Source organism: Streptomyces sp. NPDC046465, assembly GCF_040646035.1.
Classification (GTDB): Bacteria; Actinomycetota; Actinomycetes; order Streptomycetales; family Streptomycetaceae; genus Streptomyces.
Genome location: NZ_JBEYZK010000025.1, coordinates 37,299 through 60,079, shown reverse-complemented (window position 1 = coordinate 60,079; position 22,781 = coordinate 37,299). Strand labels below are relative to the sequence as shown.

Below are 22,781 nucleotides of genomic sequence, written 5' to 3'. Positions count from 1 at the left end.
CGTCCCCGAGAGGGAGAGTCAGCCCACGGCCGTCCCCGCACGCACGACAAGCGTCCCGATGTGTCCCGGCTCGGGCGCACCCAGCACCACTGCCTCAGCGTCGGTGAACCCGGCGCGCAGGAGCAGCCGCTCCCAGACGGCGGGCTTGTAGCTGTAGCGGTAGGTGAACATCGCCTTTCCCGCGAAGCCTCCCTTGTACATGCCCTGCGGACCGTACGCGCCGGGGATCGCGGGAGGCTGGCTGAACACGAACACTCCGCGAGGAGCCAGACGCTCACGCACCAGCGGGAACAGCCTGCTCGGGTCTGCGAACCAGGCGGCACCGAAGATCGAGTAGACCGCGTCGTACGTCCGGGTGTCCTCGCGCAGAAAATCGAGCACCTCGCCGCACTCGAACTGTGCCCCCGTCCCCGCCCACCGATCGCCGCACTTCTTGACCATGACCGGCGAAAGGTCGACCCCCCGGGCGGTGGTGCCGCGCTGCGCGAGCGAGGCCAGGGCGCGTCCCGTACCGCACCCGATCTCCAGGACGCTCGTCGGCCTCCCGAGCAGCTCGGGCCCAGGCCCGTGCCCGGCGTACTGCGTCCAGTTGAAGACGGGTTCGGCGTCGCTCTTGAACGCGGACTCCGCGTAGGCGTCCCAGAGCTCGGCCTCTGCGGCGATGTCGTGAGGTACGGGCACGGCGTGGTTCCTTCGCAGTGGGTCAGAGTGAGCGCCCGCCGCCACTCGGCGCGGGCGCTCTTGGCGATCAGTGACTGTCGGGCACTTTGTCGTCGCACGGCGAGCAGTCGGCGCCGTCCGTCTCCCACAGGTCTTCACTCGGTTCGAAGCCCCGCCCCCGGATGACATCGGCGGTACGGAGCACAAGGCCGTCGGTACGCCGCTGCACGAGCGGCGCATGGTGCTTGTACCCGCCGCCCCGCTTACCGTTGTAGACCTCGCAGAAAGCGAAGTACACGGGACTGTCGAGGATGATCTGGTGCACCCCCATGTCCACGATCCTGCCGACTCCGATGTGCAGGTCCGGCCGCTCCATGGCAGTGATCAGATACATCACCGCATTGCGCAGGATCTCCGCCGCCCATGAGCGGGTCAGCGTGTTGTCACGCATGAGCAGCGCGATCTCACGGTCCCACAGGTCGCCCTCATTTCCGGGAGCGACAAGAACGTTGTAGGTGCACTCCTTTACGTACGGCCGAACCGCGTTGAGGAGTTCGCGTGGGTCTCGGCTCGCTGTGACAACCGGGTCCGCATCGAGGATGGTCATGCTGTCTTCCTCCTTCTCGAAGGGATGGGCAGGGGCTCTGCAACCGGAGTGGGCCGTCCTCACCTGCCTCGACGGGTGTGGCCATGAACAGGACGCTAGAGACGGCAGGCTGGACCGCACGGCGTCCTTGCTCGATTTTTCTCACCGGCCGATTGCTTTTCTCGTCATTTCTCATAGCCTCGGTTGCACGCTGTGGCCTGTGAACAGCAGCTCGCACATCCTGAGGTGACCCGACGCCATGAAGGGATCACGACATGCGACTGCGCTTCACCGGCACCGACAGCAAGATCGGCGACTGCCCGGCCCTCCACGAAAGCACCGACACACAAGAGGTCGTGGTGCAGGGCAGGCCGCTGACCGACCCGGACGACCTCGCCCAGCTGCATCACTTCGGCCCCAGGGACGCGGCCGTCGTCGTGCCGCGCGAGCTTCTCGTGAACTGGGGCCCCAAGGAGGCCGACGCCGTGCCCAAGCTGATCGACAAGACCGAGTTTGCCCGCCTCTTCCGGGATTTCGAGCACAGTGCGTGGCACCTGGAGACCCGGAAGGGTTACGCCTCGGACCGCGACGAGACATTCGAGGAATTCCTCAGGACCGGCATCGTGGCATGGGAAGAGGACATGGCCGGCGAGTGGCACCGGACCATCCGGCGCCAGGCCGACGCGGGTAAAGCCATCGGCCGGGTGCGCGTCGTGGACAACCCGCCCACCGACGGGCAGCGCTACCTTCTCGGCTACGCCGCCTGCAACGCCGCCACCGGCGAGGCCGTCGGCTGCCTGTGGCGCGAGGACGCGCAGCGGATCCGGCTGCTCGAAGAGGACTTCTGGATCTTCGATGCGCGTCTGGTGGTGGTGCTGCACTTCAACGACGCCGACGAACTGGCCAGTTACGAGGTCAAGACGGAGCCCGCCGAAGTGGTGCGGTACTCCATCGCACGGGACACAGCGACGCATCACGCCGTCCCGTACGAGCGCCTCGCGGCGCAGGTGGCCGCAGCAGAGTAGAAGCAGGAAGGTACTGGTGACCGACTATCAGCAGGCCCGGGAGGCGTTGGGCGTGCGTCTGAGGGGACTGCGGTACACCGCCCCGGGGGGACAGATCACCAGTACGCAGCTGGCCGACGCACTGGACTGGCCTGTCTCGAAGGTCAGCAAGTTGGAGCACGGGCGGCAGACCGCCACGCGAGCAGACCTGCGGGCGTGGGCCGAAGGCACCGGGCAGGCAGAGGCCCTCCCCGAACTCGTGAGCCACCTCGCCGGGTTCGAGACACGGATCCGCTCATGGCGCCGCCAGCTCGCGTCCGGGCAACAGGCCGTGCAGGAGTACTGGGCGGCGGAGACAGCCCGCTCCCGCACCATCCGCGTATGGGAGGAGTCCACCGTCCCGGGCCTGCTCCAGACAGCCGCCTACGCGCAGGCCGTGCTGACACGCTATGCACAGCTCCATGGCTCCGCAGCGGACACCGAAGAAGCCGTGCTCGTCCGGATGCGGCGACAGGAGTGGTTGTACGAGGCGGGCCATCACCTGCGCGCCGTCGTATGGGAACCCGCGCTGCGAGCGCTCATCTGCCCACCCTCGGTACTCGCGTCCCAACTGGACAGGCTGGCCGGTGCCATCGGGATGAACACCGTGGAGCTGGGGGTGGTTCCCCTGTCGGCGGCACTGAAAATCTCGCCCGCGAACTCCTTCTCGATCCTCGACGACCGCGTCGTCGCCGTCGAGGACTGGCACGCCGAACTCTGGCTCGATGACGCAGAGAGCATCGCCCTGTACGGAAAGACCTGGAGCACCCTGCGCGAGTCTGCCGTGTACGGCGCCGAGGCACACCACATCATCGCCTCGGCGCGGCGTGCCCTCGGTGCGGGGTGAGATGGCCCGACATGACAGCCCCCGCCCCCCGGCCCCACCCCCACCTCAACTGACCACGTCCTTCCGCGCGAACACCCGGAACGCCAGCGCGAACAGCACCATCGCGTACGTCACCGAGATCGCCGAGCCCTGGATCATGCCGGACCATTCGGGCTGTTGCTGGATGGCGTCGGCCCAGGCGAACTGCCAGTGGGCGGGGAGGAAGTCGCGCCAGCTGCCGAGCGCCGTCACCGCGTCGAGGACGTTCCCGACGATCGTCAGGCCGACCGCGCCGCCGACCGCGCCGAGCGGGGCGTCGGTCTTCGTCGAGAGCCAGAACGCCAGGCCGCCGGTGACCAGCTGGGAGACGAAGATGTACGCGACGACGATCACGAGGCGCTGGAGTGCCGTGCCCGCGGGGAGCTGGCCGCCGGTCGGGATGTCCAGCGGCCCCCAGCCGTACGCCACCGTGCCGACCGCCAGCGCGACGAGCGGAAGGAGCACCATCGCGGCGGCGCTCAGGCCGAGCGCGACGGCCATCTTGGACCAGAGCAGCCGGACTCTCGGCACGGGCGCGGCGAGCAGATAGCGCAGCGAGGACCAGCTCGCCTCGGAGGCGACGGTGTCTCCGAAGAAGAGCGCCACCGGGATGACCAGCAGGAAGCCCGCCGATACGAACAGGCAGGTCGCGGCGAAGTTGGCGCCGGACGCGGTGGCCGTGTCCATCAACGTCACGTTGCCGTTGCGGGCGCCGGGTGAGCCGCCCGCGACGGCGAACGCGATGACGAGCACGACCGGCAGGAGCGCCATGATCGCGCCCATCACGAGCGTGCGGCGCCGCTTGAGCTGGCGGACGGCCTCGACGCGCAGGGGCAGCGTGCGGCTCGCGCGGTAGCCGGGCGCGGTCGACCGCTCCAGGGTGGGGGCGCTCATGCGGTGCCTCCGATCAGGGTCAGGAACGCGTCTTCGAGGCGGCGGTGCGGCCCCATGGATTCCACGGGCACGTCGAGACGGACCAGTTCGGGCAGCAGCCGCACGGCGCTCGCCTGCTCGGTGCCGTCGAGCCGTACGAGCAGGCCGTCGTCCGCGCGGACCGCCGACGCGACGCCGGGCAGGGCGGCGACCTTCTCGACCAGCGGGTCCGGGATCTCGGCTGCGAGGCCGACCAGGAGGGTGTCCCCGGAGCCGATGATGTCGGCGACCGGGCCCGCCTGGACGAGGCGGCCGCGGTCCATGACGACCAGGTGCGTGCAGGACTGCTCGACCTCGGCGAGGAGGTGGCTGGAGACGATGACGGTGCGGCCGCCGCGCGCGTACCGGATCATGACCTCGCGCATCTCGCGGATCTGCGGCGGGTCGAGGCCGTTCGTCGGCTCGTCGAGGATCAGCAGGTCCGGCAGGCCGAGCATGGCCTGGGCGATGGCGAGGCGCTGCCGCATGCCCTGCGAGTACGTGCGCACGGCGCGGGCCAGGGCGTCACCGAGCCCGGCGATGTCGAGGGCCTCCTCCAGGTGGGCGTCCCCGGCCGGGCGGCCGGTCGCCTTCCAGTACAGCTCCAGGTTCTCGCGGCCGGAGAGGTGCGGCAGGAAGCCCGCGCCCTCGACGAACGCGCCGACCCGGGAGAGGACGGGGGCGCCAGGGCGGATGGCCTGGCCGAAGACGCGGATCTCGCCCGCGTCGGGCCGGATCAGGCCCATGAGCATGCGCAGGGTGGTGGTCTTGCCCGCGCCGTTGGGCCCGAGGAGGCCGAGGACCTGGCCCTTCTCGACGGTGAAGGAGACGTCCTTGACCGCGTACCGGTCGCTGGACCTGGCGTACCGCTTGCTCAGGTCGGTGATGCGGAGCGGCACTTCGGCGAGGTCCGGGTCGGGTGCGGGTGCGCTGGTCCGCCTGCGGGCGGTGACGAGCAGGCCGAGGGCGAGCACGGCGCCGGTGGCGGGCAGCCACCACACCCAGGAGGGCAGCGGCGCGGCGGCGGTCTCGACGCCGGGCGCCGTCGGCACCTGGAGGTCGCCCTTGAGGGAGACGGTGTACTTGGCGGGCTTGGCCGGTGACGCGAAGCCGAGGTCGGTGGAGGCGACCACGAGGCGCAGGCGGTGGCCCTTCTGGACCTTGTGGTCGACGGCGGGCATGCGCAGTTCGACGTCCTTGCCCTGCCCGGCGTCGGCCACCCGTACGGGAGAGACGAGTTGGGAGGGCAGGACCTGCTGCTTGCCGTCGGGCCCGACGTCGTACACCTTCGTGAACAGCACCGCGTCGCCGGACGTGGACTTCACGTGGGCCCGGACGGTCGGCGTGCCGGTGATCCGCAGGTCCTTGCGGAGCGGCGCCGAGTCGAACCTGGCGTGCTGGCGGGGGAAGTCCACGGAGACGCCGACGCCGAGCGAGGCGAACTGGGAGAGGCGGCCGCCGCCGACGCCGGGGAGGCCGGAGATGGCGGGCGGGTTCGCGCCGGCCGGGTTGTCGAAGCTCTGCTCGCGTCCGCGCAGGTGCACGGGGTGGCGGCCGCTCTCCAGGCCGGGGTACACATCGCCGCTGGCGCCCCGTGTGCGGGCCGCGCCGTTGGTGGAGTCGAGGCCTCCGGTGCGGGTGATCCGGAACGCGGGTCCGGTGTCGGCGTTCTTGTCGTCCTTGAGATAGCGGTCGAACCAGTCGTTGACGCGGCCCTCCACACGGCCCGTCTCGCGGTCACCGCCGTCGTGGCCGCCCGCGATCCAGTCGACGGAGACGGGGGCGTGGTTCGCGCGGATCCCCTTGGCGATGGCGTCGCCCTGGGTGAGCGGGAAGAGCGAGTCGGTCTGGCCCTGGGCGAGGAACGTCGGCACCTTGATGCGGTCGGCGACCGCGACCGGGCTGCGCTCGGTGAGCAGGTCGCGCGCCGCGGCGTCCGGCTTGCCGGCCTCGGCGACCCGCTCGTACATGGCGCACAGCTTCTGCTCGAACCGGTCGCAGCCGCCACCGGTGTTGATGAAGAGGCCGGCCCACAGCTTCTTGAAGACGCCGTCGGGGAACAGCGCGTCCGCGAGGTTCCAGTACGTGATCTGCGGGGCGATCGCGTCCACCCGCCGGTCGTACCCGGCGGTGAGCAGCGAGACCGCCCCCGCGTACGAGGCACCCGTCATGCCCACGCGCGGGTCGCCCTTCTTGTCCAGCCGCACTTCGGGGCGGGCGGCCAGCCAGTCGATCAGCTTGGAGGCGTCGGCGACCTCGCCCTTGGGGTCGTTGAGCCCGATCTTGCCGGTGGACTTACCGAAGCTGCGCGCGGACCAGGTCAGGACGGCGTACCCGTCCTTGGCCAGGTCTTCGGCCTGGGCGCGCACGTCGTTCTTGCTGCCGCCGAAGCCGTGGCCGATGAGGACGGCGGGGCGCTTGGTGTCCGGGTCACCGGCCGTGAAGTACGAGGTGTCGATGCGGGCGCCGCCGGTGTCGATCATGCGGTCCGAGCGGTGCACTGCCGGGGCGTCGTCCGAGGCGGCCGCCGCCGACCAGGTGCCCACGCCGGCGAGCACCGCGACGGCGGCCGCGGCGGCGAGCAGCCTGCGCGGACCGCGCGGCACGGGGAACCTGGGCCTGGGCAGTCGTAGATCCATGCTGTCAAAGGTACGGGCGCGGTACGACAACCGGGGCAGCCGCCGGTCTGAACCCGGCCGCCTCCCCCGGGAGTAGACTCCGCGCCCCGCGTACCGCGCTCGCTGTACGGATTCCCCTCGGTCGACTCGGTCAGCCGCGATGTGCGCGCAGCGCCGGGTTCCGCAGGAGGAGCGCGACCCGGATGACGGGCAGCATGCAGATGACCTGCGCCGCCGCGTACCAGGGCGGGCAGACGCCCGGGATCAGGTCGACGGCGATGATGGCGACCGGCATGACGACGGCGAGGGTGCGCACGCGCTCGAAGGCGCGGCGGGAGCCGCGGGAGGCGGCGAGGGTCAGCCGGTGCATCAGCACCGCGACCACGGGCAGCAGGACCGCCCTGACCCACATGAACGTGTTCACCATGTGGCCGCTGCCCGCCACCGCGACGACGGCCAGGAGGGCGACGGTACTGAGCGCCGCACAGATTCTGATGCTGTTCGCGGCCGCGCCGAAGGCTTGCCGGGTGGCTTCGGGGGCTCCTCGTCGGGCGTCGGGGGCTTCTCGTCGGGCGTCGGGGGCTTCTCGGGTCTCCATGCCCTTGACGCTATGGAGCGCCCCTACGGACCGGTATGCGTCTGGGCCCACGGAGGGGTGGGGCAAGCCCCACTCCCCGGCCGATCGGGGCGGTGGCGCGGGTCGGCCGGTGCAGAGTGGGGGCACCCCGGACGTCCGGTGGAGATGGCGGAGGAAGGCGGAGGAAGAGGGTCATGGATCAGCTGAAGGCACGGGCGGCGTGCGTCGGTGTGGGGTTCGTGCGGTCGTGCGCCGTGGCGGTCGTCAGCATGCTGGTCCCGGCCGTGTGGGCCGCCGCTGTGGCGCTGGGGATCGCGTGGGGCGCGGCCAACCCGTGGTCGTGGCTCGCGCCGCTCGTCCTGGTGTGCGTGGGCACGCTCGGCCTGGCCCGCCCCGTCTGCCGGGCGATCCGCGCTCTCGTCGCGCGGTGGACGGGCACGGCCATCCCCGCCGGTTACCGGCAGGCCGGGCCCGTGACGCGGATGTCCACCGGGTACTGGTGGAACGGCTTCGGCTACGAACGCACCAGCCGCGACGCCCTCCTCGACCAGAAGACGCGGGTCCGCTGGCGCGACCCGGCCAACTGGCGCGACCTGCGCTTCATGGCCGTCCTGCCGTGCACTGCGGGCCTGGTCGCCTGCCTCCCGGCGGCCGGTGTGGCGGCGGCCGTCGTCGCTCTCGGCATGACGGGGCGGGTCGCGCTGCCCGTAGGGGCGCTCGGCCTCGCGGTGGCCGTCGCCGCGGCGCCGTACGCCTGGCGGCCCGTCGAGCCGGTGGCCGTCCGCTTCCTGCGCCCGTCGCCCGCGATGGCGCTGGCGGACCGGGTGGCCGAACTGACCGTCCAGCGTGCGGACACGACCGTCGCGCAGGCCGCCGAGATCCGCCGCATCGAACGGGACCTGCACGACGGGGCGCAGGCCCGCCTGGTCGGGCTCGGTCTCTCCCTCGCCACCGCGGAGATGCTGATGGCGTCCGACCCCGAGCAGGCCCGTGCGCTGATGCGGGACGCCCGGGTGGGCGCCGCCGCCTCGCTGGCCGAACTCCGCGAACTGGTCCAGGGCATCAGCCCGCCCGTACTCACCGAGCGCGGCCTCGTGGACGCCGTCCGCGCGCTCGCCCTGGACGTCCCGCTCGACGTGACGGTCGGCGCCGACGACGGACTGCGCCTGGAGCCGCCGGTCGAGTCGGCCGTCTACTTCGGCGTCGCCGAGCTGCTCACCAACGCGGTCCGGCACGCCGGGGCGTCCCGGGCGGGCGTCTCGCTCACCCATGACGGTGTCGGCATCGTCGTGGAGGTCGAGGACGACGGCCGGGGCGGCGCCGACGCGCGGCCCGGCGGCGGGCTCGCGGGCCTGCGCGGCCGTCTCGCCGTCTTCGACGGCACGGTGGAGATCGCCAGTCCGGTGGGCGGCCCGACCCGTGTGAGGATGACGGTGCCATGCGAATCGTTGTAGCCGAAGACCTCTACCTCCTGCGTGACGGGATGGTCCGCCTGATCGAGGCGTGCGGGCACCAGGTCGTCGCGACCGCGGCCACCGGGCCCGAGACGCTCGACGCGCTGCGGACGTGGCGCCCCGACGTGTCCGTCATCGACGTCCGCATGCCGCCGACGCAGACGGACGAGGGGCTGCGCGCGGCGCTCGCCGCCCGCCGCGAGATGCCCGGCCTGCCGGTCCTCGTACTCTCCCAGCACGTCGAGCAGTTGTACGCGCGCGAGCTCCTTGCCGACGGTTCCGGGGCGGTCGGCTATCTCCTCAAGGAGAGCGTGTTCGACGCCGAGCAGTTCATCGGCTCCCTGGAGCGCGTCGCGGCGGGCGGGACCGCGATGGACCCGGCCGTCATCGCGAAGCTGCTCTCCGCGGGCTCCCCGGGCCGTGGCCTTGACCGGCTGACCGAACGCGAGCGCTCCGTCCTCGGCCTCATGGCCGAGGGGCTCTCCAACCAGGCCATCGGCCGCCGCCTCTTCCTCAGCGACAGCGCGATCGGCAAGTACACGACGTCCATGTTCGGCAAGCTCGGCCTCAGTGACGACGACGACAGCAACCGCCGGGTAAGGGCGGTCCTCACCTACTTGAACGAGGCGTAGTCAAAGCCCGTCCGGCGCTTGAGGACGAACTCGGCGAAGCCGGTGTTGAACCGAGCCACGGGTACGGGGGGGCGACTCAGACCCCGTCCGCGCCCTCGGAGGGCACCGTCACCAGCCACCGCGTCTCCCGCCGCGGCCGCAGGTACAGCGCCCAGTACAAGGTGGCCGCCACCACGATGCCGCCCGTCCAGACGAGGTACTCCGCCTCCTGTTGGCTCAGTACGTACGCGAGCACCGCGATCAGCACCACGGGCACCGCGGGCCACAGCGGCATCCGCCAGGCCGAGCCGTGCCGGTGCGAGCCGCGGCGGCCGAGCAGCGCGGCGACCGCGACGAGCAGGTACATGCCGGTCACGGAGACGCCGGTCACGCCGTACAGCGTGTCCAGGTTGACGAAGCACAGGAGCGCGCCGGGGACGCCCACCAGGAGCGTGGCCACCCAGGGGGCGCCGGACGCGCCGAGCTTCGACAGGCCCTTGTTCACGGGTGAGGGCCACGCCTTGTCCCGTGCCGAGGCGAACAGGACGCGGGAGTTCTGGATGACCATGACGATGCCCGCGTTGATGATCGCGAGGGCGACGCAGAGGCTGACGAACGTGCCGACCGCCGAGTTGGACCAGGCCGTCACCATGGCGCTGATGTCGCCCTCGGTCAGGGCGGACAGGCTCTCGGCGCCCATGGTGATCGCGACGACCGGCACCAGGATGATCACGGTGGAGATGGCGAGGGTGGCGAGGACGGTGCGTGCGACGTTGCGGCGCGGGTTCTCCAGCTCCTCGGAGAGGTAGACGGCCGTGGAGAAGCCCTGCGTGACGAAGAGGGCGATGGCGAGGCCGGAGACGATCAGCATGGCGGTGACCGTGTCGACGCCACCGGGGCCCGAGCCCGCCACGGAGAGGTCGGCCAGGCTGCCCGCGCCCCGCTCGGCGTGGGTGAAGCCGAGGACGGCCACCACTCCTGCCGCGATGACTTCCAGGACCAGGAAGATGCCGGTGATCCACGCGTTGGCGCGCAGGTCGAGCAGGCCCGCGAGGGTGGCGAGGATCATGACGCCCGCGCCCGCGTAGGAGGGGTCGAGGTGGATGACCGGGGTCAGGTAGTCCGCCGTACCCATGGCGATCACCGGCGGCACGATCATCACGACGAGCAGGGAGAGGACGAAGACCAGCCAGCCCGCGAGGCGTCCCGCCATCGTCGAGACCATCGCGTACTCGCCGCCCGCGCTGGGGATGAGCGTGCCGAGCTCCGAGTAGCAGAACGCGACGCCGACGCAGATCAGGGAGCCGATCGCGATGGTGAGCGCGGTGGCGGTGCCGAGCGAGGAGAAGAGGTCGGGGACGACGACGAAGAGCGTGGAGGCGGGCGTCACGCACGACAGCGTGAGGAGGGTGCCGCCGACGACGCCGATGGAGCGCTTGAGCTTCTGGGGGTCCCCCGGGACGGCCACCGGCGCCGAGGGGGCCTCGGTGGCGGCGGACTGGAGCGGGCGAAGCGTATCCGTCATGGAGCGCGATTCCGATCGACTCGTGCGGCAGGAGTACGGCGGGAGCGCTATCGCCTCCGAAGGGCTGATGAGCTGGTGTTTCGGTGGCTCCCGGCGCGTCATCGAACCCCGGCGGCAACCGGCACGTCAACGGTCGTCCACCTACGGAATCCGCAGCCGCGAAGATCCCCAAGTAGCCTCACTTTCCCAAGAGTTTGCCCCCATGGGTCGCAATGAACATGCCTGCACGAAGAATGACCTTGATATTGCAGGCGTATGAACGCGGTGGCATTCGTTGCCCGAATTGCGCCCTGTGCACGGGAACCGCAAGGACGGCGTCAAAAAAGAATCGGGGCCGTCCGGAATCCGGACGGCCCCGCTCCACACTCGGTGACGGAGTGGCTCCCGTCAGTGCGTCGACTCCCTCGCCGCCCCCGAGTGGGTCGGGTACAGCCGGTACGAGGGGTCGAGGTCCCGGACCTCCACCGAGTACGTCGCGCCCTCGACCCCGGACAGGTGCTTGTCGAGCAGCGCGAGCACGTCGTGGGAGAGTGCGGCCTTCACGCCGCGCGTGCGCCCCGCGAGGAGCCCCACGGTGACGTGCAGGAAGGGCGCTCCCGGCCTGCCGTCCACGAAGGCGGCCGCCGGGCGGCAGAAGGTCTTTCCCACCCCGACCGAGTCCACCCGCTCCACGACCAGGGGATGCAGCTCCGCCACGAGGGCGGGCAGGTCCAGGACGCCGGACAGGGTGTCGGCGTAGTCGATGTCGATGTGCGGCATGCTCACGGCCTTCCATGTAGTGCACACACATCGTAGAACGGTGAACCAACGGCTGAGCCCCCGGCCGACGGGCCGGGGGCTCTGGAGCCGATGAAGGGGAGATCGGCTCAGTGGTTGCGCGGGAAACCGAGGTCGACGCCGGCCGGGGCGTCCGAGGGGTCCGGCCAGCGCGTGGTGACGACCTTGCCGCGCGTGTAGAAGTGCGTGCCGTCGTTTCCGTAGATGTGGTGGTCGCCGAAGAGCGAGTCCTTCCAGCCACCGAAGGAGTGGTAGCCCACCGGCACCGGGATCGGCACGTTCACGCCGACCATGCCCGCCTCGATCTCCAGCTGGAAGCGGCGGGCCGCGCCGCCGTCCCTGGTGAAGATGGCGGTGCCGTTGCCGAACGGCGAGGCGTTCATGAGCGCCACGCCCTCCTCGTACGTGTCGACGCGCAGCACGCACAGGACCGGGCCGAAGATCTCGTCCTGGTAGGCCTTGGCGGTCGTCGGGACGCGGTCGAGCAGCGAGAGGCCGATCCAGTGGCCGTCCTCGTGGCCCTCCACCGTGTAACCCGTGCCGTCCAGCACGACCTCGCAGCCCTCGGCCGCGGCACCCGTGACGTACGAGGCGACCTTGTCGCGGTGGGCGGCGGTGATGAGCGGGCCCATCTCGGACGCCGGGTCGTTGCCGGGGCCGATCTTGATCTGCTCGGCGCGCTCCTTGATCTTCGCGACGAGCTCGTCGCCGATCGCGCCGACCGCGACGACGGCCGAGATCGCCATGCAGCGCTCGCCCGCGGAGCCGTAGGCGGCGGAGACGGCGGCGTCGGCGGCCGCGTCCAGGTCGGCGTCGGGCAGCACCAGCATGTGGTTCTTGGCGCCGCCGAGCGCCTGTACGCGCTTGCCGTTGGCGGAGGCGGTGGCGTGGATGTGCCGGGCGATGGGCGTGGAGCCGACGAAGGAGACGGCAGCGACGTCCGGGTGCTCAAGGAGGCGGTCCACGGCCACCTTGTCACCGTGCAGGACGTTGAAGACGCCGTCGGGCAGACCGGCCTCGCTCAGGAGCTCCGCGATCTTCATCGCGGCGGACGGGTCCTTCTCGCTCGGCTTGAGCACGAAGGTGTTGCCGCACGCGATGGCCAGCGGGAACATCCACATCGGCACCATGGCGGGGAAGTTGAAGGGCGTGATGCCCGCGACGACGCCGAGCGGCTGGCGGATGGACGCCACGTCCACGCGCGAGGCCACCTCCGTCGACAGCTCGCCCTTCAGCTGCACGGTGATGCCGCAGGCCAGGTCGACGATCTCCAGGCCGCGGGCGACCTCGCCGAGCGCGTCCGAGTGGACCTTGCCGTGCTCGGCGACGATCCGCTCGGCGATCGCGTCGCGGTTGGCGTCGAGCAGCGCGCGGAACTTGAAGAGGATCGCGGTGCGCTTGGCGAGCGAGGACGTGCCCCAGGTCGCGAAGGCCTCGCGGGCGGCGGCGACGGCGGCGTCCACCTCGTCCACCGACGCGAACGCGACCCGCGTCGTGACGGCGCCGGTCGCCGGGTCGGTGACCGAGCCGTACGTACCGGACGCGCCCGCAGCCCTCTCGACGGGCTTTCCACCGATCCAGTGATTGACGGTCTTCGTCATGACAAGCATCCCTACTCTCACAGGTGGCGGCGTCGGGCAGCGACGTGCCGGTCGTACTCTTCTCTGGCCTTGACCGCGGATTCCCGGGTCGCGGTCTCGGCCACGGGCACATCCCACCACGCCTGTGCCGGGGGCGGGCCCGACACTGTGTCTGCCGTTTCCGTCTCCACATAGACACATGTGGGACGGTCTGCCCCCCGCGCTTCGCGCAGCGCCCCGCGCAGGTCACGGACGGTCTTGGCGCGCAGGACGCGCATCCCGAGCGAGGCCGCGTTCGCCGCGAGATCGACGGGCAGCGGACCCTCGGTGTACGTCCCGTCCGGCGCCCGGAAGCGGTACGCGGTGCCGAACCGCTCGCCGCCCACGGACTCCGAGAGGCCGCCGATGGAGGCGTAGCCGTGGTTCTGCAGGATGACGACCTTGATGGGGATGTTCTCCTGGACGGCGGTGACGAGCTCCGTCGGATTCATCAGATACGTGCCGTCGCCGACCAGCGCCCACACGGGCCTGCCGGGCGCGGCGAGCGCGACGCCGATGGACGCGGGGATCTCGTATCCCATGCAGGAGTAGCCGTACTCGACGTGGTACTGGCGCGGCGAACGGGCCCTCCACAGCTTGTGCAGATCACCGGGGAGCGACCCGGCGGCGTTGATGACGATGTCCTGCTCGTCCACCAACTCATCGAGAAGCCCGATGACTTGGACCTGCGTGGGCCGTATGTCCGGCTCGTCCGCCTGGAACGCGGCGTCGACGCGCTGCTCCCAGCGCTCCTTGTCGTCGCTGTACTCGACGGCGTACGCGGGCTCGACGCGGTGGCCGCGCAGCGCCTCGGTGAGCGCTTCGAGTCCGGCGCGCGCGTCGGCGATCAGGGGGACACCCGCCATCTTGTGGCCGTCGAAGGGCGTGATGTTGAGGTTGAGGAAGCGCACTCCGGACGCCTCGAAGAGGGTGCCGGACGCGGTGGTGAAGTCGCTGTAGCGGGTGCCGACGCCGATCACCAGGTCGGCGGTGCGGGCCAGCTCGTCGGCGGTGGCCGTCCCGGTGTGGCCGATGCCGCCGACGTCCGCCGGGTGGTCGTGGCTCAGGGAGCCCTTGCCCGCCTGGGTGGCGGCGACCGGGATGCGGGTCGCCTCGGCGAATTCCCGCAGGGCGTCCTCGGCGGCGCTGTGGTGGACGCCGCCACCGACGACGATCAGGGGGCGCCTGGCCTCGCGCACCGCGGCCGCGGCGGCGGCCAGTTCGCACGGGTCGGGCGCAGGCCTTCGGACGCCCCACACCCGCTCGGCGAAGAACTCCGCAGGCCAGTCGTACGCCTCCGCCTGCACGTCCTGCGGCAGGGCGAGGGTGACCGCGCCGGTCTCCGCGGGGTCGGTGAGCACCCGCATCGCGGCGAGCGCGGCGGGGATCAGCGCCTCGGGGCGGCTCACGCGGTCGAAGTACTTCGACACCGGGCGCAGACAGTCGTTGACCGATACGTCGCCCGCGTACGGGACTTCGAGCTGCTGGAGGACCGGGTCGGCGGGCCGGGCCGCGAAGGTGTCGCCGGGCAGCAGCAGGACGGGCAGCCGGTTGACGGTGGCGAGCGCGGCGCCGGTGACGAGGTTGGTGGCGCCGGGCCCGATCGACGTGGTGACGGCGTGCGCGGAGAGCCGTCCGCTCTGGCGGGCGTACCCGACGGCGGCGTGCACCATGGCCTGCTCGTTGCGGCCCTGGTGGAAGGGCATCTCGTCGGCGTGCTCCACGAGCGCCTGCCCGATGCCCGCCACGTTGCCGTGCCCGAAGATGCCCCAGGTCGCGCCGATCAGCCGCTGTCTGACGCCGTCCCGTTCGGTGAACTGCCGGGCCAGGAAGCGCACCAGCGCCTGCGCGGTGGTGAGCCTGACGCTGCCCTTCGGGGTCCCCGTCATCGATATCCCTCCGTGTGGTCCGGGTGGAAGCAGATCCGCCACTCCCGCTCCTCGCCCGGACCCGCCATCACATTCAGGTAGTACATCGCGTGTCCCGGCTGGGCGACGGACGGGCCGTGCCAGCCGTCGGGCACCAGGACGGCGTCCCCGGTGCGGACCTCGGCGAGGACGTCGGTGCCGCCCGCCCGGGACGGGAACACCCGCTGGTACCCCATTCCCGCACGGCCGCCTCGTGCCTCGATCTCGAAGTAGTAGATCTCCTCCAGCTCCGCCTCGACGCCGGGGCGGTGCTCGTCGTGCTTGTGGGGCGGGTACGAGGACCAGTTGCCGCCGGGCGTGATGACCTCGACGGCGATCAGGCGGTCGCACTCGAAGGCGTCCGCGGAGGCGAAGTTGCGCACTTCGCGGGCGGTGCCGCCGCTGCCGCGGCGCTCCACTGGTACCTCCGGCGCGGAGCCGTAGCGGGCGGGGAGTCGACGCTCGCACTTCGCTCCTGCCAGGGCGAAGCGGCCTCCCGCGCCGGAGGCGATCTGGATCCGGGCATCACGCGGCACGTAAGCGAAGTCGGAGACTCCGCTGAACACGCTCTCGCGGCCCAGCAGTTCGATGATCCCGTCTGCTGTCTGCACCGTACAGCCGCCGGTCAGCGGGAGCACGATCCATTCACTCCCGCCGGTGGTGAAGGAGTGCCGCCCGCCCGGTTCGATCTCGACGACGCGCAGCTGCGAGTAGGTCCAACCGGCCCGCTTCGGGTCGATGGAGAGGGCATACGGACCGTCGGCCGCACTCCCTTTCGGTACGTACGTCATATGGGCCTCCCAGCCTCTTCCACCCCACGTGCCCAGCCTGCCCCGCTAAAGCAGCCCCACGGCGGTGTCGACCGCCCCCGCCACGTCGCCGTCGGGCGGATACAGCAGCGTCCTGCCCACGACGAGACCCTGCACGGTGGGCAACTGCAAGGCGCCGCGCCACTTCTCGTACGCGGCGTCCTGATCGCCCCCGACGTCGCCGCCGAGCAGCACGGCGGGCAGCGTCGAGGTCTCCATGACGCGGGCCATGTCGTCGGGGTTCTCGGTGACGGGGACCTTCAGCCAGGTGTACGCGGAGGTGCCGCCGAGACCGGACGCGATGGCGATGGACCGGATGACGGCGTCCGCGCTCAGGTCGTTGCGGGGCGGACCCGGGCCTTCGCGCCCGGCGAGGAACGGCTCGACGAAGACCGGAAGGCGGCGCTCGGCCATGGCGTCGACGACGCGGGCGGCGGAGTGCAGGGTGGTCAGCGAGCCGGGGTCGTCGTAGTCGACGCGCAACAACAGCTTGCCCGCGTCGAACCCGAGCCGCTCGATGTCTTCGGGCCGGTACCCGGTGAACCGGTCGTCCATCTCGAAGACGGCCCCGGCAAGCCCCCCGCGGTTCATCGACCCCATGACGACCTTGCCGTCGAGAGCACCGAGGAGCAGCAGGTCCTCAAGAACATCGGCACTGGCGAGCACCCCGTCGACACCGGGCCTTGACAAGGCGAGACAGAGCCGTTCGAGAAGGTCCCGCCGGTTGGCCATGGCAAGCGGGTCCCGCCCGACCCCGAGCGAGCCGCGAGCGGGATGATCGGCAGCGATGATCATGAGCCGCCCACTCCCCCCGAGCAACTCCCGCCGCGCACGCCGCCCGGCGGCTTCGGCGATGGCTCCGGGACACCGAGCCCGCGTACGCACGAGCGCCCCGACGTCTACAGGCTGCAGCCCATATTTCAGCCCTGGCGATTGAGGAGCGGGCTCCGGCGCATACTTCAGCCCCTCCGGCGATTGAGGAGCGGGCTCCGGCGCATACTTCAGCCCCTCCGGCGATTGAGGAGCGGGCTCCGGCGCATATTTCAGCCCCTCCGGCGATTGAGGAGCGGGGTCCGGGGCAGAGCCCCGCGAACGGCCACCCCGGTCGACGCCCGGATTCACGTGACCGCCCCCGAAGCCACCGCCAAGGCGACCTCGCCAGCAAACGGCATGGCGGAAGAACACTCCAACCGAGAAGCCACGATCGCCCCCGCCGCATTCGCGTACCGCATGATCCGTTCGAGCTCCCACCCCGCAAGGAGCCCATGACACAGCGCCCCGCCGAACGCGTCCCCCGCACCGAGCCCGTTGAGGACCTCGACCGGTAGGGGCGGCACCTGCGCCGCCTCCCCCGCCCTGTTCATCGCGAGCACTCCCCCGGGGCCCTGCTTGACGACGGCCAGTTCGACCCCGGCGTCGAGCAACGCCCGTGCCGCCGCGCGAGGTTCGCGCACCCCCGTGGCGATCTCCACCTCGTCGAGGTTGCCGACGGCGACGGTGGCGTGCGCGAGGGCCGCCTCGTAGTGGGGCCGCGCCTGCGCGGGGTCGGCCCAGAACATGGGCCGCCAGTCGAGGTCGAACACGGTGACGCCCTCCGACCGCGCGGCCAGCGCCGCCAGCGTCGCGGTCCGGCTCGGCTCCGCGCACAGCCCCGTCCCGGTCATCCAGAAGATCCGTGCCGCCGCGATGGCGTCGAGGTCGAGCTCGCCCTCGTAGATCTCCAGGTCGGGCGCCTTCGGCAGCCGGTAGAAGTACAGCGGGAAGTCGTCCGGCGGGAAGATCTCGCAGAAGGTCACCGGCGTCGGCAGCCCCGCGACCGCGCTCACCCAGCGGTCGTCGACCCCGAACTCCCGCAGCGCTCCGTGCAGATACTCCCCGAAGGGGTCCTCGCCGGTGCGGGTGACGACGGCGACGCGGCGCCCGAGGCGGGCCGCGGCGACCGCGACGTTGCTGGCCGAGCCGCCGAGGAACTTCCCGAACGCGGTCACCTCGGCCAGCGGCACCCCCGCCTGCAGGGGATACAGGTCCACCCCGATCCGGCCCATCGTGATGACGTCGTACGGATCGGACACCCTGCACGCCCCTTCATCGCGTTCGTGCTCACCGCGTTCGTGCTCATCGCGTTCGTGTGCCCCCAGGTCTAATCCCGCCCCAGGAACCCTGTCAACATTTTGTCCTTACATTCGGACGACTGCTTGACACTCTTCCGAGACGGCCTGGAGTCTGGCTGATATGACGACGCTGTCTCGCATCCGGATCGGTTCGGCGCCCGACTCGTGGGGCGTGTGGTTCCCCGAGGACCCGCGACAGGTCCCCTGGCGCCGCTTCCTCGACGAGGTCGCGGACTCCGGATACGAGTGGATCGAGCTCGGCCCGTACGGCTATCTGCCCACCGACCCGGCCACACTGACCGAGGAGACCGCCCGCCGCGGCCTCAAGGTGTCCGCGGGCACGGTCTTCACGGGCCTGCACCACGGCCCCGCCGTCTGGGAGAAGACCTGGGCGCACGTCGCGGACAACGCCGCGCTCGCGCAGGCCATGGGGGCCGAGCACCTCGTCGTCATCCCCTCCTTCTGGCGCGACGACAAGACCGGCGAGGTCCTGGAGGACCGCGTCCTCACGCCCGCACAATGGCGCGAACTGACCACCCAGACCGAGCGCCTGGCCCACGAGGTCCGCGAGCGGTACGGCCTGCGCGTCGTGGTCCACCCGCACGCGGACACCCACATCGACAGCGAGGAGAACGTCACCCGTTTCCTCGACGCCACCGACCCCGGCCTCGTCTCGCTCTGCCTGGACACCGGCCACTACGCGTACTGCGGCGGCGACAGCGTCAAGCTCATCGAGACGTACGGCGAGCGCATCGGCTATCTGCACCTCAAGCAGGTGGACCCGGCGGTCCTGGCCGGGGTACGGGCCGAGGAGGTGCCGTTCGGGCCCGCGGTGGCGCGCGGCGTGATGTGCGAGCCGCCCGCCGGGGTGCCGGCCCTGGAGCCCGTCCTGGCCGCCGCCCAGAAGCTGGGCGTCGAGCTCTTCGCGATCGTGGAGCAGGACATGTACCCGTGCGAGCCGGACAGACCCCTGCCGATCGCCCGCCGCACCCGCTCCTTCCTGCGGTCGTGCGGCGCCTAGGGCCCGCGTCGGGCACCGCACGCACGCCGGGGTAACGCGCCCTCCGCATGCGTCTCTTCTGTCACAAACACTCCCGTCCTGTCACACATGTCTCACGTACGCGGGTCTTGCGTCACAGGCGGTCTACAGGCGCTCCCCTGCGGTCACTCAGCGTCGTTCACCGGGCACAGGCTGAGTGATCGCCACGCGCCGCGCCCAGCTCCCCCGTCGGCCCTTTCGGGCCGCCCTGGACGCGCGCAGGGAGGTGCCACTGATGACCGACCGCAGGCTTTGGTCGTACAAGGAGATCGCCGCGCACATTCGTGTGCAGCCCGACACCGTGCGCTCCTACCGCAAGCACGGTCTGCTGCCGGACCCCGACCACGTGGAGGGCGGCAAGCCCTATTGGTACGCGGACACCGTCCGCGCCTGGGTCGCGGCCCGGCCCGGCAACCGGGGCCGCAGAGACTGAGACCACGGGTCCGCCGCGGGTCCGCCGCAGGCCCACGGCGGGTCCCCGCTCATTGAGAAGTACCCCCTAGGGGTATAGTGTCGAGTGTGTCAGGAGGCCACCGGGGCTCCGGGGCCCCCTCCTGCACGCTACGCCGCACACGTACACACCCCTCCCGAGGAGAACGACATGAGCGCCCAGACCGAGCTCCCGCAGGCCGCGTCCGAGTCGACCGGGTCCTGCTGCTCCCCCAGCGGTTCCTGCCACTCCGACGCCGCCGAGGCGCCGCAGGGCGCCGTCACCACCGTGTACGAGGTGACGGGGATGACCTGCGGGCACTGCGAGGGCGCCGTCTCGGCGGAGATCTCGGAGATCGCGGGCGTCGGCTCGGTCAAGGCCGTCGCGTCCACGGGCCAGGTGACCGTGGTCTCCGCGGCCCCGCTGGGCGAGGCCGCGGTGCGCGCCGCCGTCGACGAGGCGGGTTACGAGCTCGTCGGCGTCAAGGCCTGACCGGCAGCCTGCCGGGTACCCCGGGCCCTGTGGTGCCGACAACAACCGGCACCACAGGGCCCGGAGCCGTCCCACCACCCCGGAAAGAGCCATGACGGAAGTCTCAAGCGCCGCGAACGAGGCCGAGATCCGCGAGGTCGAGATCCACGAGGTCGAACTCGCCGTCGGCGGCATGACCTGCGCCTCCTGCTCGTCCCGCATCGAGAAGAAGCTGAACCGCATGGAGGGCGTGACCGCCACGGTCAACCTCGCGACGGAGAAGGCGAAGGTCGCGTACGCCGGCGGGGTCGAGGTCGGCCAGCTCGTGGCCCTGGTCGAGAAGCTGGGTTATACGGCGGAGGAGATCGCCCCGCCCGCCCCCGACCCCGCCCCCGACGGCGATGGCGACGGCGACGGCGATGCGGCGCCCACCACCGCCGACATCACCGAGCCCGACACCCTGCGGCAGCGCCTGATCGTCTCCGCGCTGCTCTCGCTGCCCGTCGTCCTGCTCGCGATGGTCCCCGCCCTGCAGTTCGACTCCTGGCAGTGGCTCTCGCTGACCCTCGCCGCGCCCGTCGTCGTCTGGGGCGGGCTCCCCTTCCACCGGGCGGCGTTCACCAACCTCCGGCACGGGGCCGCCACCATGGACACCCTCGTCTCCGTCGGCACGCTCGCCGCCTTCGGCTGGTCGCTGTGGGCGCTGTTCGTCGGGGACGCCGGGATGCCGGGCATGCGGCACGGCTTCGACCTCACCGCCTCGCCCGGCGACGGCGCCTCGACGATCTACCTCGAAGTGGCCGCGGGCGTCATCACGTTCATCCTGCTCGGGCGCTGGCTGGAGGCCCGCTCCAAGCGGAAGGCCGGTTCGGCGCTGCGCGCCCTCCTTGAGCTCGGCGCGAAGGACGTGGCGGTGCTGCGGGACGGTGCCGAGGTGCGGGTACCGGTCGGGCGGCTCGTCGTCGGGGACCGGTTCGTCGTACGCCCCGGGGAGACCGTCGCGACCGACGGCACCGTCACCGAAGGCGCCTCCGCGGTCGACGCCTCGATGCTGACCGGCGAGTCCGTGCCGGTCGACGTCGCCGCGGGCGCGGCCGTGACCGGAGGCACCGTCAACGTCGCGGGGCGCCTCGTGGTGCGGGCGACGCGCGTCGGGTCCGACACCTCGCTGGCGCGGATGGCGCGGCTCGTCGAGGACGCGCAGACGGGCAAGGCCCAGGTGCAGCGCCTCGCCGACCGGATCGCCGGGATCTTCGTGCCGGTGGTCCTGCTCATCGCGATCGGCACGCTCGCCGGCTGGCTCGGCGCCACGGGCGACGCGACCGCCGCGTTCACCGCCGCCGTCGCCGTCCTGATCATCGCCTGCCCCTGCGCGCTCGGCCTCGCGACGCCGACGGCCCTGATGGTCGGCACCGGCCGGGGCGCCCAGCTCGGCATCCTCATCAAGGGCCCCGAGGTCCTGGAGTCCACGCGCCGCGTCGACACCGTCGTCCTGGACAAGACGGGCACGGTGACGACCGGCCGCATGGAGCTGACGGACGTCCACGTCACCGGGGGCAGCGGGGCCGACGGAGAGAACGGGGCCGAGGGAGAGAACGGGGTCGAGGGAGAGGCCGAGCTGCTCCGTCTCGCGGGCGCCCTGGAGCACGCCTCCGAGCATCCGGTCGCGCGGGCCGTCGCGGCGGGCGCCGCCGACCGTCTCGGGATCGCCGTCGGGGAGCTGCCGACGCCGGAGCGGTTCGAGAACGTCGCCGGGTCCGGGGTGCGCGGCACGGTGGAAGGCCACGAGGTGCTCGCCGGACGCGAGCGGCTCCTCGCGGACGCGGGCGTGACGGGCCTGGACGCGGTGGCCCGGCTGCGGGACGACGCGGAGGCCGCGGGGCGCACGGCCGTCCTGGTCGCCTGGGACGGCGCCGCACGCGGCGTCCTCGCCGTCGCGGACGCCCTGAAGGAGACAAGCCCCGAAGCGGTGCGCGAGCTGCGCGCGCTCGGTCTGACGCCGGTGCTGCTCACCGGCGACAACAAGGCCGTCGCCCGGACGGTCGCCGACGCGGTGGGGATCGCCCCGGACGCCGTGTTCGCCGAGGTCCTGCCGCAGGACAAGGTGGATGTCGTACGGCGGCTACAGGGCGAGGGCAGGGTCGTGGCGATGGTGGGGGACGGCGTGAACGACGCCGCCGCGCTCGCCACCGCCGATCTGGGCCTGGCGATGGGCACCGGCACGGACGCGGCCATCGAGGCGAGCGACCTGACATTGGTGCGCGGGGACTTGCGGGTGGCGGCCGACGCCATCAGGCTCTCCCGGAAGACCCTCGCCACCATCAAGGGCAATCTCTTCTGGGCCTTCGGCTACAACGTCGCCGCGCTGCCGCTCGCCGCCGCCGGTCTGCTCAATCCGATGATCGCGGGCGCCGCGATGGCGTTCTCCTCGGTCTTCGTGGTGACGAACAGTCTCCGGCTGCGGACGTTCACATAACCCCTTCACAAGGTCGTTTCAGCATCCTCACCCCGGTCACAGAATCCCCATATCGGGCCTCTTGCGCATGTACTGGACATATGCAAGAGACGCAGATCACAGTGATCCGAACGTAACCATTGGGGGAAGTCGCGAGTCTAATGGTGCGATGCAGGAAGATGTCTTGGGGGACGCCTTCCGACATCGGAGGACATCTTGGGGGATGCTCCTCGGAAATTGCGTTGCCGGGGCACGTGCACCGGGGAGCTTTGAGCGGCCCTCCCGTACGTACGCGTCCCGGCAGACCGCAGG

At 71.4% G+C, this 22,781-nt stretch carries 20 protein-coding genes; 8 read left to right on the top strand and 12 right to left on the bottom strand.

Annotation, left to right across the window (positions count from 1 at the left end):
- Window positions 1-18: 18 nt before the first annotated feature.
- Both ABZ953_RS31925 and ABZ953_RS31920 read right to left on the bottom strand, forming a co-directional pair.
- Window positions 19-681 carry a class I SAM-dependent methyltransferase gene (locus tag ABZ953_RS31925; RefSeq protein ID WP_361731230.1) on the bottom strand — a complete coding sequence of 221 codons (663 nt, stop codon included), beginning with the start codon at window positions 679-681 and terminating at the stop codon, window positions 19-21.
- A 67-nt stretch (window positions 682-748) separates the two neighbouring features.
- Entirely contained in the window at window positions 749-1,267 is a 519-nt protein-coding gene (locus ABZ953_RS31920; protein ID WP_361731227.1) for a hypothetical protein, read from the bottom strand.
- 254 nt (window positions 1,268-1,521) lie between these two features.
- On the opposite strand from ABZ953_RS31920, the gene ABZ953_RS31915 reads away from it, so the two are divergent.
- Both ABZ953_RS31915 and ABZ953_RS31910 read left to right on the top strand, forming a co-directional pair.
- On the top strand, window positions 1,522-2,271 hold the full coding sequence (locus tag ABZ953_RS31915; protein ID WP_361731224.1) for a DUF6879 family protein: 750 nt from the start codon (window positions 1,522-1,524) through the stop codon (window positions 2,269-2,271).
- A gap of 13 nt (window positions 2,272-2,284) precedes the next feature.
- Window positions 2,285-3,136: a helix-turn-helix transcriptional regulator gene (locus ABZ953_RS31910; protein ID WP_361731362.1), complete on the top strand. Its 852-nt coding sequence runs from the start codon at window positions 2,285-2,287 to the stop codon at window positions 3,134-3,136.
- 45 nt (window positions 3,137-3,181) lie between these two features.
- Here the strand turns inward: ABZ953_RS31910 and ABZ953_RS31905 are convergent, their stop codons facing one another.
- The 3 genes from ABZ953_RS31905 to ABZ953_RS31895 form a co-directional block, all read right to left on the bottom strand.
- On the bottom strand, window positions 3,182-4,048 hold the full coding sequence (locus ABZ953_RS31905; RefSeq protein WP_361731221.1) for an ABC transporter permease: 867 nt from the start codon (window positions 4,046-4,048) through the stop codon (window positions 3,182-3,184).
- On the bottom strand, window positions 4,045-6,705 hold the full coding sequence (locus ABZ953_RS31900; RefSeq protein WP_361731218.1) for an alpha/beta fold hydrolase: 2,661 nt from the start codon (window positions 6,703-6,705) through the stop codon (window positions 4,045-4,047). The genes ABZ953_RS31905 and ABZ953_RS31900 overlap by 4 nt, the downstream gene beginning before the upstream one ends.
- Window positions 6,706-6,835: 130 nt before the next feature.
- Complete coding sequence (locus ABZ953_RS31895) at window positions 6,836-7,282, bottom strand: hypothetical protein (protein ID WP_361731215.1); 447 nt, start codon at window positions 7,280-7,282, stop codon at window positions 6,836-6,838.
- A gap of 173 nt (window positions 7,283-7,455) precedes the next feature.
- Between ABZ953_RS31895 and ABZ953_RS31890 the strand changes: the two genes are divergently transcribed.
- Together ABZ953_RS31890 and ABZ953_RS31885 are read left to right on the top strand one after the other, a co-directional pair.
- Window positions 7,456-8,715 carry a histidine kinase gene (locus ABZ953_RS31890; protein WP_361731212.1) on the top strand — a complete coding sequence of 420 codons (1,260 nt, stop codon included), beginning with the start codon at window positions 7,456-7,458 and terminating at the stop codon, window positions 8,713-8,715.
- Window positions 8,700-9,347, top strand: a complete 648-nt coding sequence (locus ABZ953_RS31885) for a response regulator transcription factor (protein ID WP_361731209.1) — start codon at window positions 8,700-8,702, stop codon at window positions 9,345-9,347. Before ABZ953_RS31890 ends, ABZ953_RS31885 begins: the two co-directional genes overlap by 16 nt.
- Before the next feature lie 76 nt (window positions 9,348-9,423).
- On the opposite strand, the gene ABZ953_RS31880 is transcribed toward ABZ953_RS31885, so the two are convergent.
- The 7 genes from ABZ953_RS31880 to iolC form a co-directional block, all read right to left on the bottom strand.
- A complete protein-coding gene (locus ABZ953_RS31880; RefSeq protein ID WP_361731206.1) occupies window positions 9,424-10,851 on the bottom strand; it encodes an APC family permease in 1,428 nt (475 codons plus the stop codon).
- A gap of 387 nt (window positions 10,852-11,238) precedes the next feature.
- Window positions 11,239-11,610 carry a 5-carboxymethyl-2-hydroxymuconate delta isomerase gene (locus ABZ953_RS31875; RefSeq protein WP_361731203.1) on the bottom strand — a complete coding sequence of 124 codons (372 nt, stop codon included), beginning with the start codon at window positions 11,608-11,610 and terminating at the stop codon, window positions 11,239-11,241.
- A gap of 107 nt (window positions 11,611-11,717) precedes the next feature.
- On the bottom strand, window positions 11,718-13,229 hold the full coding sequence (gene mmsA, locus ABZ953_RS31870) for a CoA-acylating methylmalonate-semialdehyde dehydrogenase (RefSeq protein WP_361731200.1): 1,512 nt from the start codon (window positions 13,227-13,229) through the stop codon (window positions 11,718-11,720).
- A gap of 17 nt (window positions 13,230-13,246) precedes the next feature.
- Entirely contained in the window at window positions 13,247-15,136 is a 1,890-nt protein-coding gene (gene iolD, locus ABZ953_RS31865; protein WP_361731197.1) for a 3D-(3,5/4)-trihydroxycyclohexane-1,2-dione acylhydrolase (decyclizing), read from the bottom strand.
- A complete protein-coding gene (gene iolB / locus ABZ953_RS31860; RefSeq protein ID WP_361731194.1) occupies window positions 15,133-15,945 on the bottom strand; it encodes a 5-deoxy-glucuronate isomerase in 813 nt (270 codons plus the stop codon). Before iolB ends, iolD begins: the two co-directional genes overlap by 4 nt.
- Before the next feature lie 45 nt (window positions 15,946-15,990).
- Complete coding sequence (locus ABZ953_RS31855) at window positions 15,991-16,926, bottom strand: deoxyribose-phosphate aldolase (RefSeq protein WP_361731359.1); 936 nt, start codon at window positions 16,924-16,926, stop codon at window positions 15,991-15,993.
- A 155-nt stretch (window positions 16,927-17,081) separates the two neighbouring features.
- On the bottom strand, window positions 17,082-18,035 hold the full coding sequence (iolC, locus tag ABZ953_RS31850) for a 5-dehydro-2-deoxygluconokinase (protein ID WP_361731191.1): 954 nt from the start codon (window positions 18,033-18,035) through the stop codon (window positions 17,082-17,084).
- Between the two features lie 160 nt (window positions 18,036-18,195).
- Here iolC and ABZ953_RS31845 point away from each other — a divergent pair, with 160 nt between their 5' ends.
- The 4 genes from ABZ953_RS31845 (at window position 18,196) to ABZ953_RS31830 (ending at window position 22,490) form a co-directional block, all read left to right on the top strand.
- Window positions 18,196-19,095, top strand: coding sequence for a sugar phosphate isomerase/epimerase (locus tag ABZ953_RS31845; protein WP_361731188.1), 900 nt, complete (start codon window positions 18,196-18,198; stop codon window positions 19,093-19,095).
- A gap of 253 nt (window positions 19,096-19,348) precedes the next feature.
- A complete protein-coding gene (locus ABZ953_RS31840) occupies window positions 19,349-19,546 on the top strand; it encodes a MerR family transcriptional regulator (protein ID WP_055564500.1) in 198 nt (65 codons plus the stop codon).
- 168 nt (window positions 19,547-19,714) lie between these two features.
- Window positions 19,715-20,035 carry a heavy-metal-associated domain-containing protein gene (locus ABZ953_RS31835; RefSeq protein WP_361731185.1) on the top strand — a complete coding sequence of 107 codons (321 nt, stop codon included), beginning with the start codon at window positions 19,715-19,717 and terminating at the stop codon, window positions 20,033-20,035.
- 91 nt (window positions 20,036-20,126) lie between these two features.
- A complete protein-coding gene (locus tag ABZ953_RS31830; RefSeq protein WP_361731181.1) occupies window positions 20,127-22,490 on the top strand; it encodes a heavy metal translocating P-type ATPase in 2,364 nt (787 codons plus the stop codon).
- The last annotated feature ends 291 nt before the right edge of the window (window positions 22,491-22,781 follow it).

What these genes read in the sequence shown, in the direction of transcription:
- ABZ953_RS31920 (WP_361731227.1), bottom strand. Translation starts at nt 1,267, where the DNA reads ATGACCATCCTCGATGCGGACCCGGTTGTCACAGCGAGCCGAGACCCA.
- ABZ953_RS31915 (WP_361731224.1), top strand. Translation starts at nt 1,522, where the DNA reads ATGCGACTGCGCTTCACCGGCACCGACAGCAAGATCGGCGACTGCCCG.
- ABZ953_RS31905 (WP_361731221.1), bottom strand. Translation starts at nt 4,048, where the DNA reads ATGAGCGCCCCCACCCTGGAGCGGTCGACCGCGCCCGGCTACCGCGCG.
- ABZ953_RS31900 (WP_361731218.1), bottom strand. Translation starts at nt 6,705, where the DNA reads ATGGATCTACGACTGCCCAGGCCCAGGTTCCCCGTGCCGCGCGGTCCG.
- ABZ953_RS31895 (WP_361731215.1), bottom strand. Translation starts at nt 7,282, where the DNA reads ATGGAGACCCGAGAAGCCCCCGACGCCCGACGAGAAGCCCCCGACGCC.
- ABZ953_RS31890 (WP_361731212.1), top strand. Translation starts at nt 7,456, where the DNA reads ATGGATCAGCTGAAGGCACGGGCGGCGTGCGTCGGTGTGGGGTTCGTG.
- ABZ953_RS31885 (WP_361731209.1), top strand. Translation starts at nt 8,700, where the DNA reads ATGCGAATCGTTGTAGCCGAAGACCTCTACCTCCTGCGTGACGGGATG.
- ABZ953_RS31880 (WP_361731206.1), bottom strand. Translation starts at nt 10,851, where the DNA reads ATGACGGATACGCTTCGCCCGCTCCAGTCCGCCGCCACCGAGGCCCCC.
- ABZ953_RS31875 (WP_361731203.1), bottom strand. Translation starts at nt 11,610, where the DNA reads ATGCCGCACATCGACATCGACTACGCCGACACCCTGTCCGGCGTCCTG.
- mmsA (WP_361731200.1), bottom strand. Translation starts at nt 13,229, where the DNA reads ATGACGAAGACCGTCAATCACTGGATCGGTGGAAAGCCCGTCGAGAGG.
- iolD (WP_361731197.1), bottom strand. Translation starts at nt 15,136, where the DNA reads ATGACGGGGACCCCGAAGGGCAGCGTCAGGCTCACCACCGCGCAGGCG.
- iolB (WP_361731194.1), bottom strand. Translation starts at nt 15,945, where the DNA reads ATGACGTACGTACCGAAAGGGAGTGCGGCCGACGGTCCGTATGCCCTC.
- ABZ953_RS31845 (WP_361731188.1), top strand. Translation starts at nt 18,196, where the DNA reads ATGACGACGCTGTCTCGCATCCGGATCGGTTCGGCGCCCGACTCGTGG.
- ABZ953_RS31840 (WP_055564500.1), top strand. Translation starts at nt 19,349, where the DNA reads ATGACCGACCGCAGGCTTTGGTCGTACAAGGAGATCGCCGCGCACATT.
- ABZ953_RS31835 (WP_361731185.1), top strand. Translation starts at nt 19,715, where the DNA reads ATGAGCGCCCAGACCGAGCTCCCGCAGGCCGCGTCCGAGTCGACCGGG.
- ABZ953_RS31830 (WP_361731181.1), top strand. Translation starts at nt 20,127, where the DNA reads ATGACGGAAGTCTCAAGCGCCGCGAACGAGGCCGAGATCCGCGAGGTC.